This is a genomic window from Fuscovulum sp. (genome assembly GCA_035192965.1).
Lineage (GTDB): Bacteria > Pseudomonadota > Alphaproteobacteria > Rhodobacterales > Rhodobacteraceae > Paragemmobacter.
The window spans coordinates 1515465-1527305 of sequence record CP136571.1 but is presented as its reverse complement, the minus strand read 5'-3'; the positions used below and the strand labels follow the sequence as shown (position 1 = coordinate 1527305).

The window sequence follows — 11841 nt, the reverse complement described above, 5'->3', positions numbered from 1 at the left end:
CCAAAGAAACCACGTAAAATCCGCAGGAAAACCAATCTCGGAGTGGAAGTTCGGGGCGCGACCTATCATATACGAGGACAAAGCAGCGATCCGGATGAAAAACCGGGTTGAAAGATCGGGCGAGCAGATGAAACGGAGCCAGACAAGCCAATTCCTTTCCCTGGGGGAGGACGGACCGCGCAACCAGTTTGCTGCGTTGTGCTGGCGACTGCATCGCGGGCGTGTCGAGGTGCTGCTGATCACCAGCCGCGATACCGGGCGGTGGGTCATTCCCAAAGGCTGGCCCGTCGCAGACAAGAGCCCGGCCGAATCCGCCGCGCAGGAGGCCTGGGAAGAGGCCGGGGTGCGTGGACAGGAAGGTAAGGATGCGTTGGGCCTGTATACCTATGACAAGCTGCGCGGCACCAAAGAGGCGCTGCCCTGTGCAGTGTCGGTCTTTCCGTTGCGTGTAGAGGAGCTTGCGGCGCGCTTCCCCGAACGCAAGGAACGCCGCCGCCGTTGGTTCGGGGCGGACAAGGCCGCCAAGCTGGTGGCCGAGCCGGAATTGCGGGCGCTGTTCCAGAAGCTGGCGCATGATCCTGCAGTCCTGACCCAAGCCACGGCAGGACCTGCGACCTGACCGCGACCCGTGACGCGTGGCTTGATTTCCGGACCGATCTGCATAGGTCGGAAGGATGAGACGAGACTGCCCCTTGCAACCCGGTGATCCGCGATGATCCGCTTCAGCCTGAAATGTGCCAAGGACCACAGCTTTGAAAGCTGGTTCCCGTCGGGCAGCGCGTTCGACACGCTCAAGGCGGCGGGGCATGTGGCCTGCCCGGTCTGCGGATCGGGTGAGGTCGAAAAGGCGCTGATGGCCCCCAGCGTGGCGGCCCTGCGCGGCGAGGCGGAGCGGCCTTCGCTGGGCGCGCCGGCGACCGAGCTTGAGGCGGCGCTGGCCGCGTTGCGCCGCCAGGTCGAAGAGAATTCCGATTACGTGGGGATGGACTTCGTGACCGAGGCACGGCGCATGCATGCCGGTGAGGTACCTGAACGCGCCATCCATGGCGAGGCGCGGGCGGATGAGGCGCGCAAGCTGCTGGAGGATGGGGTGCCCGTCACCCCCCTGCCCTTTCTGCCCGCGCGCAAGGCCAATTGACGCCGCCCGATTGGGGCGTGATTGCCATGAACGGTTAACCATTTTCCCCGCGGCCGATGTGCGCGCGCCCTAATCTCGTCACAGTTCGGGGCGAGTCTTCCACCTGTGCCAAGTGAACGGGTGATCGTGATGCCAGACCAGATGCAAGATGAACGGGTGGATGCGGCGCTGGCGCTGGCAGTCCATGTGTTCCAGACCACGGAACTGGCCTGTTTCGCCCGGGGAACGCGGATCGAGACGGCGACGGGATTAGTCGCGGTCGAGGATCTGCGCGACGGCATGATGATCGAAACTATGGATCATGGGATGCAGCCGGTGCGGCGGGTGCTGTCAAAGCTGGTGGACGGGCGCGGTGCGCTGGCCCCAGTGGAGATCGCGACCGGGGTTTTGGGTAATGTGCGCCCGGTGCGGGTATCGCCGCATCACCGGATGGTGGTGTCGGGCTGGCGCGCGGAATTGCTGACCGGCGAGCCGGAGGTTCTGGCGGCGGCGGCCGATCTGGTGGATGGCGACCGGGTGCAGGTGGTGCCGGAGGAGCGGGTGGAGTACTTCCATCTGCTGTTTGACCGGCACGAGATCATCTTTGCCGAAGGGGCGGCAACGGAAAGCTATCACCCCTTTGCACAGGATGCGGCTGAGTTGGCACCGGACACGCTGGCCGAGCTTCTGGCCGTGTTTCCCGATCTGGGCCGGGCCTTCTGGGAAGGCACTTTGTTGGGAGGGACTGCGCGGCCCTGTGCCAGCCGGACCGAGGCGGCGCTGCTGCTGGCCTGATGGGGCCGCGCGATGCGCGACCCTGCCGATTAGATTTGGTTCGTCAGATCTGCTTTTCCGGCATCTGCACGCGCAGGCCATCCAGCGCGTCGGACACCTTGAGCTGGCAGGTGAGGCGCGAGCGGGCCGGATCGGGGTTCCAGGCGAAATCAAGCATGTCTTCTTCCATGCTGTCCTTCTTCGGCAGTTTGTCTACCCAGGCCGGATCGACATAGACATGGCAGGTGGAGCAGGCGCAGGCACCGCCGCAATCGGCCTCGATCCCTGGGATGCCGTTGTCGCGGGCGCCTTCCATCACGGTGAGGCCATTCGCGACCTCGACCACGTGTTCCTTGCCGCCATGTTCCACATAGGTGATCTTCGCCATTCTACCCTGCCCGTTGCGCCAGATGTGCGTTGCTGACGTTCGACATAGGCGATTTCGGGGGCCTTTGCCAGTGGGGCGGATGACGCGGGGGATGGGATCGGGCGGCTTGCCAAATCCGGCAGATGTTCTATTTTTGTTCTTATGTCACACCCTGCCCCGCGATCCCCTGATCCTGCCCTGCGCCCTATGTCGGATTGGCTGGTGCCGACGACACGGCCCGGAACATGGCCGCGCCCGCCAGCGGCGCTGGTGGCGGCGCGGCTGGATGAGCCGCCTGCAGGGGCGCGCGTCTGTGTGGCGGGGCTGGTGTTGCTGCGGCAGCGGCCCGGCACGGCGAAGGGGGTGATCTTTGTCACGCTGGAGGATGAGACAGGCACCTGCAACGTGGTGGTCTGGGCCAATGTCTATGAACGGTTCCGCCGCGCGGTGATTGCAGGGCGGATGCTGCGGGTGACGGGCAAGTTGCAGCGTGACGCAGGCGTGGTGCATGTGGTGGCCGAGGTGATCGAGGATCTGTCGCCCATGCTGGACCAGTTGCTGCGTCCCGATTTCCGCCATGACGGGGTGCGGGCGGGCGATCAGCCCTGAGGGGCGGGCTTTCAGCGCACAGGGAATGCCGCTATGCTGCGCCGTGATCCGGGCAAACCGGGCGGGCAGGACATGGGGCGGATGCAGAGAACAGCGATAGCGACGGGTCTGATGCTGGTGGTGCTGTGCGCCTGCCAGACGGCGGGCGTGCCACAGGCCCCCCGCAGCAGCGACCTTGCGCGCGAAATCGTGCGGCTGGACCGGCCCGGACCGCCCGCGCAGCCCGAAGGCGCGTGCTGGGAAAGCGACGTGACGCCTGCGGTGATCGAGACGGTGACGGAACAGGTGGTGGTGACACCCGAAACGCGGGCCGAGGATGGCAGCGTGCTGACCCCTGCCAGCTATCGCACCAACACAAGCACACGCATCCTGCAGGACCGCGAGGAGGTTTGGTTCCGCGCGCCCTGCCCTGCCGATTATACGGTGGGATTCATGGCATCGCTTCAGCGGGCGCTGAAAGCGCGGGGCTATTACACGCTGGAATTGACCGGGCAGATGGATGCGGGCACGCGCGATGCGGTGCGGCGCTATCAGACCGAGCGGGGGCTGGACAGTGCGCGCCTGTCGCTTGCGGCGGCGCGGGAACTGGGGCTGCTGCCCACCGCGCTGGAGGAATTGTGAGCGTCTGGGCGGGCCGCGCCCGCGCGCGGATGGCCGCGCTGTGGGAGGGGGCGACGGATGGGGCGCATGATCTGGGCCATCTGGACCGGGTGTGGAAAAGCTGCCGCCTGATTGCGCTGGATGAGCCGGGGGCGGATGCGGACGTACTTGCAGCGGCGGCCTATTTCCACGATGCGGTGAACCTGCCCAAGGACAGCCCTGATCGGGCGCAGGCTTCGCGACTGTCTGCGGATCTGGCGGTGCGGGAACTGGCGGCGATGGAGTTTGACGCAGGGCGAATGGCGGCGGTGCATCACGCCATTGCAGCGCACAGCTTTTCCGCCGGGATCGCGCCGGAAACGATAGAGGCGCGTATCCTGCAGGATGCGGATCGGCTGGAGGCGCTGGGGGCGATTGGGTTGGCGCGGATGTTCCTGATCGCCGGGCAGATGGGGGGCGCCTTGTTCCATGCCGTTGATCCGCTGGCGATGGAGCGGGCGCTGGATGATCGCCGCTATGCGCTGGACCATCTGGACGTGAAGCTGTTCCCGGTGGCCGCCGCGATGCAGACGGCGACAGGGCGGCGGATGGCAGAAGAACGGGCGGAATGGATGGAAAGCTTTCGTACCCGGCTGTTGCACGAGATCGGATAGCAAAGGGGCGGCAGGTTGCCCCGCCGCCCCGGATGATGATGCTGTGACCGCCCTTATTGTTCGGCAGGGGCCATTTCTTCGACCGAGAGAGCCACGAAGCGCGGGTCGCCTGCACGACGTACCAGCAAAAGCAGCGACTTGCGGCCCGCATCGCGCGCCTCGGTCACCCGGTCTTCGAGATCGGAAAGGCGCGAAACAGGCTGTTGCCCTGCCTCGGTGATCACGTCGCCTTCGCGGAGGCCTTTGCTATAAGCCTCGGACAGGGTGTCGACCGCGGTGACAGCCAGACCCTTGGCATCATCCGGCAGGCCCAGTTCGGCGGCGGTTTCTGCCGTCAGCGGCGCGAGGGTGAGGCCCAGGAGGTTCAGTTCAGCCGGGTCCTGCTGCGGGTCGGCGGCGGCGGGGACGACCTCGGAAGCCTCGGCCTCTTCGCGGCGGCCAAGGGTGACGGAAAGCGTTGTCGTTTCGCCTTCGCGCAGGACGATCACGGGAACGGCGGAGCCGACCGGGCTGTCTGCGACCTGACGGGTGAGGTCGCGGACCGAGCCGATTTCCTTGCCGTCGAAAGTGGTGATCACGTCACCTGCCTGCATCCCGGCGTCTTTGGCCGGACCGTCGGGGACATCGGTGATGAGCGCGCCGGCAGAGGCTTCCAGCCCCATCGCCTCGGCCACGTCGGGCGTGACGTCCTGAATGCGGACGCCCAGCCAGCCGCGGCGGGTTTCGCCGAATTCACGCAGCTGATCGACGACCTTGGTCACCACATTGGAGGCCATGGAGAATCCGATGCCGATGGAGCCGCCATTGGGCGACAGGATGGCAGTGTTCACGCCGATGACCTGACCGTCCATGTTGAACAGCGGGCCGCCCGAGTTGCCGCGGTTGATCGCGGCGTCAGTCTGGATGTAATCGTCATAGGTGCCCGACAGTTCGCGGCCACGGGCGGAGACGATGCCCGCGCTGACCGAGAAGCCCTGACCCAGCGGGTTGCCCATGGCCATGACCCAATCGCCCACGCGCATCAGATCGGAGTTGCCAAACTGGACGAAGGGAAGCGGTTCTTCGGACGTGACTTTCAGAAGCGCAATATCGGTTTTGGGATCGGTGCCGACGAGTTCGGCTTTCAGCCGGTCACCGGAGAAGAATTCGATCTCGATCTCATCCGCGCCTTCGATGACGTGGTTGTTGGTGACGATGTAGCCGTCTTCGGAAATCACGAAGCCGGAGCCCAGCGCCTCGGACCGGCGGGGTTCTTGCGGGCCACCCTCACCATTGGGGGGCATGAAATCGCGGAAGAAATCCTCGAAGGGGGATCCTTCGGGGACCATCGGGCCGTTTCCTGTGGGGGCGGCGACGACGGCAGAGGTGGTGATGTTCACCACGGACGGGCTGATCTGCTGGGCCAGGTCGGCAAAGCTGTCGGGGGCCGATTGCGCGCGGACGTCAAGCGCCGAACCCAGCGCCAGCGACAGGCCGAGCGCAAGGGCCAGAAACACACGGGGGGTTGGGCGCTGCGCGGATTGGGCGCGGGCCTGAGGGGACAGAACGGTGGGATGCACTCCGAACTCCTTTCGTTTGGCGGTGCCGCGCTGCCAATGGCCGGCACGGCGGAGCACGCTTGTGATCATCAGGTAGGCGCTGCGGATTGCAATGCAAACCGGGTCGCGCTCTCTCAACAGCATGTGAACCCTTTGCGCAGATTGTTTCAAGAGGCGCAAAAGGCGCGCGCTAGGGTGCGCCTGCCAGCTGCCGCGCCGTCCAGACCAGCAGGACGCCTGTGGCAACGGCGGCAAGACCAAGGCTGCGGCGGCGTTCGGGGGACAGGGCGGCGAAGAAGGCCAGCAGTTGTTCGATACGTGAAGGGGCCAGCGCAAGCGCCAGCCCCTCGATCACCAGAACCAGGCCGAGGCCCAGTAGAAACCAGGTCATTCCGTCACGGGAACTTCGGGGTCGGTTGCGTTGCCGCGTCCGGCGTCCGAGCTCAGATAATCGAAGAATTCGCTGGTCGGCTCCATCACGATGGAGGAATTGCCCGGCTGCAACGCGCGCTCATAAGACGTGAGCGAGCGGGTGAAGGCGAAGAATTCCGGATCGCGGCCAAAAGCTTCGGCATAGATGCCGTTGCGTTCGGCGTCGGCCTCACCGCGGATGACGTCGGCCTCACGGCGTGCATCGGAGGTGAGTTCCACCACCGTCCGGTCGGCAGAGGCGCGCACGCGCTGCGCCGCTTCGTTACCGCGGGCGATTTCATCGGCTGCCTCGCGTTCGCGTTCGGCCCGCATCCGGGCGAAGGTCGCCGAGAGGTTCTGATCAGGCAGGTCGGTGCGGGTGAGGCGGACGTCGATGACCTCGATCCCCAGATTCGCTGCCTGACGGCGGGCGATATCGCGGATCTGGTTCATCAAGGCGGTACGATCCTCGGACAGGACGCGGCTTGAATCGACCGAGCCGAGCACCTGCTGGATGGCCGGGTTGATGATGCCTTCGAGGCGGCGCAGAGCCTGCGGCTCGCCCCCGGCGCCGACCGCTTCGCGGAACTGCACAAGGTTGGCGATCCGCCAGCGGGCGAAAGCATCGACGACAAGACGGCGGTCGTCCAGCATGGTGACTTCGACCGGGGTGGTGGGCAGACCGAGGATGCGGCCATCGTAACGGACAACGTCCTGGATCAGCGGGATCTTGAAGCCGAGGCCCGGGTCTATCTTGATCTGTTTGACCTGACCAAATTGCAGGACCAGCGCCTTTTCGCGTTCGTCCACGATAAAGACCGAGGACAGGGCCGTTGCGCCGATAATGGCGACGATGGGCAGAAGGATTGCGCTTTTCATCAGTTGGTCGCTCCGGTCGCGGCGGCACCCTGAGCGGGGACCGGACGGTTAAGCTCGTTCAACGGCAGGAAGGGCACGACACCCTGACCGCCACCTTCCCCACTGGAGACGCCATCAAGGATGACCTTGTTCATGCCGCCCAGGACTTTTTCCATCGTTTCCAGATACATGCGGCGGCGGGTCACTTCGGGCGCCTTTATGTATTCCTCATAGACCGACAGGAAGCGGCTGGCTTCACCCTGCGCCACGTTGACGACCTGGGCGCGGTAGGCCTCGGCCTCTTCGAGCAGGCGGGCGGCTTCACCGCGGGCACCGGCGGTGACGCGGTTGGCGTAGGCGTCGGCCTCATTCTGGAGGCGTTCGCGTTCCTGCTGCGCAGCCTGCACTTCGCGGAAGGCGTCAATCACCTCGCCCGGAGGAGAGGCGCGTTGCAGGTTGACGCGGATGACGTTGATGCCGGCCTGATAGGAATCCAGTGTGTTCTGCACGTTGGTTTGCAGATCCGTGGCGATCACGCCCCGGTCACGGTTGAGAATGGGTGACAATTCCGACCGAGCGATGATGTCGCGCATCGCGGATTCGGATACAGCGCGGATCGTGTCATCGGGATCAGCGAGGTTGAACAGGAAGGCCGAGGGATCGGCCACGTTCCAGACCACCTGAAAACCGATATCCACGATGTTCTGGTCGCGGGTCAGCATCAGACCATCGCCGATGGCCCCATCGCCCACAGCGCCGATATCGGTCGTGCGTTCGCCGGTAACGGAAACGATTTCCGCCGTGATCACGGGCCAGGGTGCGAAGTTCAGACCGGGATTGCCGACAGCGGAGAATTCGCCAAGGAACAGTTCGACAGAGCGTTCTTCGGGACGGACTGTGTAGAATGACATGAAGGCCCAGAGGCCGACCGCAGCCAATGCGCCGAGAAGCAGGCCCTGTTTGGTGACAAGCGGGCTGTTCGGATCGCGGCCACCGCCGCCGCCCGTTGGACCACGGCCACCGCGACCGCCCATCAGGACGCGCAGCTGTTCCTGGCCTTTTTTCATGATCTCGTCGATTTCGGGGATCTGCGGGCCGCCCTCGCCCGGCCGGCGCGCACCGCGCCCGGGATCGCGTCCGCCGCTATCACGTCCGTTGTCGCGCCCGCCGTTCCGGTCATCATCGCCCGGGCCGCCGCCGCCGCCCCAAGGACCACCGCTTCCTGCCATTGATCGTACCCTTTTTTTGTCGTCCGGCTTTAACTGTGTATGTCTGCGCCAAATTCAAGCAGTTGAATGCCCGCGTCTAGCCTTTTCGGGTCGGTTTGCGCATTGTCACCAACTCTTCCGAAATGGTGGGATGCACCGCAACGGTGCGGTCAAAGTCCTCTTTCGTGGCGCCCATGCCGATGGCAATGGCGGCAAGCTGGATCAATTCGCCCGCATCCGGTGCGACGATATGGCAGCCCAGAACCTTGCGCGTGGCGGCGCTGACGATGAGTTTCATCAGAACGCGGTCCTGCCGCCCGGCGAAAAGCGTCTTCATCGGGCGGAAGGTGGCTGCGTAAACCTCGATCTCTTCCTGTTCGCGGGCGGCCTCTTCCGACAGGCCAACGCTGCCCAGTTCGGGCTGGGTGAAGACGGCCGAGGCGATCAGGCTGTGATCGAAACGGGTGGGGATGCCGCGAAAGACGGTATCGGCGAAGGCGTGGCCTTCGCGGATGGCGACGGGCGTCAGGTTGACGCGGCCGGTCACATCGCCCACGGCAAAGATCGAGGGGACGGCGGTCTGCGAATAATCGTCGACGAGGATCTGGCCATTGCGGCCGAATTTCACGCCAAGCTCTTCCAGACCAAGGCCTGTGGCATTCGGTTTGCGGCCCGTAGCATAAAGGACGAGGTCAAACTCGCGTTCCGTGCCATCGGTGGCCACGGCGCGGATGCCAGTGGCGGTTTTCTCCAAACGGATGACGTCGGTGCCGCAATGAATGGCGATGCCGCGCATCTGCATCGCATTGGCGACGTGACCCCGGGCCTCATCATCAAAGCCACGCAGGATTTGCGCGCCACGGTAATACTGAGTGGTTTCCACCCCGAGGCCGTGCAGGATGCAGGCGAATTCCGATGCGATATAGCCGCCGCCGACGACGAGGGCGCGTTTGGGCAGGGAATCAAGGTGAAAGATCTCGTTCGATGTGATGGCCAGTTCGCGGCCGGGAATATCGGGGATGAAGGGCCAGCCGCCGGTGGCGATCAGGATGTGCTTGGTGGTGAACACCTCGCCCGTGGCGAGCCGAACGGTGTGCGGATCCACCACGGTGGCGCGGGCGTCGTGGATGGTCACGCCGGCATTGGTGAGCGTGTTGCGATAGGCGCCTTCCAGACGGTCAAGCTCCGCCTCCAGCGCGGTGCGGAAGCGGGGCCAGTCGAACGTGCCGGCCTGCACCTGCCAGCCATAGGCGGCGGCATCTTGCAGCGTGTCGGGAAAGCCAGATGCAAAGACCATCAGCTTTTTCGGCACGCATCCCCGGATGACGCAGGTGCCGCCCATGCGGCTTTCTTCGGCAAGGCCAACCTTTGCCCCGCCTTCGCCTGATGCGATGCGCGCGGCGCGGACCCCGCCCGATCCGCCGCCGATGACGAAAAGATCGTAGTCGAAGGTCATTCGATATCCGCGAAGATGTTGTCGGTGGGGGCGAATTCGACGAAATCCTCGCCTTCGGTCCCCTGATTGATGTCGCGCACCGTCACGCGGCCGTCGCCGTGGCCGATGACCACGATATCGCAGATGTCGATGAACAGGCCGTTTTCGACGACGCCGGGAATCTGGTTCAGCACCAGCGCCAATTGGCGCGGGTTGCCGATGCGCTTGAGATGCAGGTCGATGATGAAATTTGCCTCATCCGTGACCAAGGGGCGGTCGCCGTTCATGCGCAGGGTGCAATCGCGGTTGAGCACGTCAAGGCTGACCAGCGTTTCCTCGATCAGCGCCTTGGTGGTTTGCCATCCGAAGGGGATCACCTCGACCGGGAGGGGGAAGGCGCCAAGCTGGCTGACCTCTTTCGCGGCATCGGCGATGACGATCATCTGGTCAGATGCGGTGGCGACGATCTTTTCCTGCAAAAGCGCGGCGCCGCCGCCCTTGATGAGCGCGAGATTGGGGTCGAACTCATCGGCCCCATCAATGGTGAGGTCGAGCCATTTCACCTCATCCAGTGTGGCGATGGGGATGCCGAGCGAGGCGGCAAGTTCCGCCGTGCGCGATGAGGTGGGGACGCCCACGACCTTGAGCCCGTCTTCGCGGATGCGTTCAGCCAGGCAGCGTACCATCCACGCGGCGGTGGAGCCGGTGCCGAGGCCAAGCTTCATCCCGTCTTCGACAAATTCGGTGGCGCGTTTGGCGGCAACGAACTTGGCTTTGTCGATGGGGGAAAGCTCTGCGGGCATGGGGCAACTCCTTCGGACCTTGCCCGCTTATAGGCAAAGCGCGCGGGTCGTGTAAGGGTGAATTGCCGCCCTTTGCCCTGCTGGGCCGTCAGTCTGTGGCGGAAAGCGGCTGAAGGGCGCGGGTGAGTTCGGCAAGGCCCGTCTGCCCATCGGCATCGGCATCAAAGGCAGCAACGGCGCGCATCAGCCCTTCGTCGAGGGGGCGGGAGGCGCGGGCGACCCCGGCCTCGGCATGGGCGCGGAGTTCGGGGGGTGAGAGGGTGCCATCGGCATCCGAGTCAGCGGCGGCGTGATCGCGCATCAGCCGGGCGCGGGCAGGCGGCGATAGGGTGGCAGCGCGGGCAGTGACTTCGGGCGTGGTGAGCGTGCCATCGGCATCGAGATCGGACTCAAGGAAGGGCCGCAGGGCGCGGGTGCGGAAAAAGGCGCGGTCCAGCGCGATGGCGGTCTCAATGACGGCAGGTGTGATGGTGCCGCCCGTGCCATGGCCATGGATCAGATCCGTTGCCATGGCGGCGAACCGGTCAGGGCGGGCGAGGATGGCTTCGGCCACCTCGGGCGGAAGGGAAGCGGGAAGGAGGGCCGCCTCCTGCGCGGCCAAGGGGGCCGCGAGGAGGAGGAATGGAAATAGGGCGCGCATGACTGCTCCGTTCTAGAGGCTCACGAAGGTCAGGATGGGGGGGCGGGGTTAACGGGCGGTGAAGATCAGCGGGCAGATGTGCGGATTATGCTTTCCGGATGTCGCTTTCCGCAGCACGTGGCATGGTGGCGCGGCGCATTCTGGCGCGGCAGTCGGCGGGGGACCACATGTACAGGCTTTTCGGCGTTCAGGATTTCGCGAATCTGGCGGTGCATGTCGCGCTGGAAGAGGCGGGCGTGCCCTATGAGGCGGTGTTTCTGGATATGGATGCGGGCGATTTGCAATCGCCAGACCATCTGGCGCGGCATCCGATGGGGCTGGTGCCTGCGATGCAGACGCCGGACGGGATGATGTTCGAGACGGGGGCGATCCTGCTGCATCTGGGCGAGCGGCACGGGTTGGCCCCGGCGCAGGACGCGGCGGAGCGGGGGGTGTTCCTGTCGTGGTTCGTGTTTGCGAATAACGGGCTGCATACGGCGGTGATGGACCTGATCCACCCCTACCGGGTGAGCGAAGAGCACGCCCGTATCGTGGCCGAGGCGGCGCGGGTTCGGCTAATGGAGCGGATGGCGGTGCTGGAGGCGGTCGCAGTGATGCGGCCTGGCTGGCTGTCGCCGGATCAGCCGGGGATTCTGGGAATTTACATTTCCATGCTTTTGCGCTGGATGCGGGCCTTCCCTTGGGCGCCCGATCTTGCCATTTCCGCACAGGACTTCCCTGCGCTGCACGCTGTGGCAGCCGCCTGCGAGGCGCGGCCTGCCACGCTGCGCGCGGCCGCGGCGAATGGACTGCAAGGGCGGTTCTTCACCGATCCGGAGGTCTGATCCC

Annotated in this window: 15 protein-coding genes; 7 read left to right on the top strand and 8 right to left on the bottom strand. The window is 65.1% G+C overall.

Translation table 11 applies throughout. From position 1 onward, the window contains the following. Positions 1 to 127: 127 nt before the first annotated feature. From RSE12_07525 to RSE12_07515, 3 genes are all read left to right on the top strand, one after another. Positions 128 to 619, top strand: coding sequence for an NUDIX hydrolase (locus RSE12_07525; GenBank protein ID WRH64174.1), 492 nt, complete (start codon positions 128 to 130; stop codon positions 617 to 619). Between the two features lie 93 nt (positions 620 to 712). Beyond that, positions 713 to 1138, top strand: coding sequence for a DUF1178 family protein (locus RSE12_07520; GenBank protein ID WRH64173.1), 426 nt, complete (start codon positions 713 to 715; stop codon positions 1136 to 1138). Between the two features lie 129 nt (positions 1139 to 1267). Further along, positions 1268 to 1912 (top strand): Hint domain-containing protein, encoded by a 645-nt coding sequence (locus tag RSE12_07515; protein WRH64172.1) that lies wholly within the window; start codon positions 1268 to 1270, stop codon positions 1910 to 1912. 43 nt (positions 1913 to 1955) lie between these two features. Here the strand turns inward: RSE12_07515 and RSE12_07510 are convergent, their stop codons facing one another. Further along, a complete protein-coding gene (locus tag RSE12_07510; GenBank protein WRH64171.1) occupies positions 1956 to 2279 on the bottom strand; it encodes a 2Fe-2S iron-sulfur cluster-binding protein in 324 nt (107 codons plus the stop codon). 186 nt (positions 2280 to 2465) lie between these two features. Here RSE12_07510 and RSE12_07505 point away from each other — a divergent pair, with 186 nt between their 5' ends. The 3 genes from RSE12_07505 to RSE12_07495 are packed head-to-tail and all read left to right on the top strand — an operon-like array spanning position 2466 to position 4120. After that, a complete protein-coding gene (locus tag RSE12_07505; GenBank protein WRH64759.1) occupies positions 2466 to 2867 on the top strand; it encodes an OB-fold nucleic acid binding domain-containing protein in 402 nt (133 codons plus the stop codon). Positions 2868 to 2900: 33 nt separating this feature from the next. Beyond that, entirely contained in the window at positions 2901 to 3488 is a 588-nt protein-coding gene (locus RSE12_07500; protein WRH64170.1) for a peptidoglycan-binding domain-containing protein, read from the top strand. Beyond that, on the top strand, positions 3485 to 4120 hold the full coding sequence (locus tag RSE12_07495; GenBank protein WRH64169.1) for an HD domain-containing protein: 636 nt from the start codon (positions 3485 to 3487) through the stop codon (positions 4118 to 4120). The genes RSE12_07500 and RSE12_07495 overlap by 4 nt, the downstream gene beginning before the upstream one ends. Before the next feature lie 53 nt (positions 4121 to 4173). Here RSE12_07495 and RSE12_07490 read toward each other — a convergent pair whose 3' ends face one another. The 7 genes from RSE12_07490 to RSE12_07460 form a co-directional block, all read right to left on the bottom strand. Further along, positions 4174 to 5802, bottom strand: a complete 1629-nt coding sequence (locus tag RSE12_07490; protein ID WRH64168.1) for a DegQ family serine endoprotease — start codon at positions 5800 to 5802, stop codon at positions 4174 to 4176. Between the two features lie 46 nt (positions 5803 to 5848). After that, positions 5849 to 6049: a DUF2065 domain-containing protein gene (locus RSE12_07485; GenBank protein ID WRH64167.1), complete on the bottom strand. Its 201-nt coding sequence runs from the start codon at positions 6047 to 6049 to the stop codon at positions 5849 to 5851. After that, complete coding sequence (locus RSE12_07480) at positions 6046 to 6951, bottom strand: protease modulator HflC (protein WRH64758.1); 906 nt, start codon at positions 6949 to 6951, stop codon at positions 6046 to 6048. Before RSE12_07480 ends, RSE12_07485 begins: the two co-directional genes overlap by 4 nt. Beyond that, positions 6948 to 8156, bottom strand: coding sequence for an FtsH protease activity modulator HflK (gene hflK / locus RSE12_07475; GenBank protein ID WRH64166.1), 1209 nt, complete (start codon positions 8154 to 8156; stop codon positions 6948 to 6950). The genes RSE12_07480 and hflK overlap by 4 nt, the downstream gene beginning before the upstream one ends. A 76-nt stretch (positions 8157 to 8232) precedes the next feature. Continuing rightward, a complete protein-coding gene (gene gor, locus RSE12_07470; GenBank protein WRH64165.1) occupies positions 8233 to 9591 on the bottom strand; it encodes a glutathione-disulfide reductase in 1359 nt (452 codons plus the stop codon). Further along, positions 9588 to 10373 (bottom strand): ribose-5-phosphate isomerase RpiA, encoded by a 786-nt coding sequence (gene rpiA, locus RSE12_07465; protein WRH64164.1) that lies wholly within the window; start codon positions 10371 to 10373, stop codon positions 9588 to 9590. The genes gor and rpiA overlap by 4 nt, the downstream gene beginning before the upstream one ends. 88 nt (positions 10374 to 10461) lie before the next feature. After that, on the bottom strand, positions 10462 to 11013 hold the full coding sequence (locus RSE12_07460) for a hypothetical protein (GenBank protein WRH64163.1): 552 nt from the start codon (positions 11011 to 11013) through the stop codon (positions 10462 to 10464). Positions 11014 to 11111: 98 nt separating this feature from the next. Between RSE12_07460 and RSE12_07455 the strand changes: the two genes are divergently transcribed. Then, complete coding sequence (locus RSE12_07455; protein WRH64162.1) at positions 11112 to 11837, top strand: glutathione S-transferase family protein; 726 nt, start codon at positions 11112 to 11114, stop codon at positions 11835 to 11837. Positions 11838 to 11841: the final 4 nt, after the last annotated feature.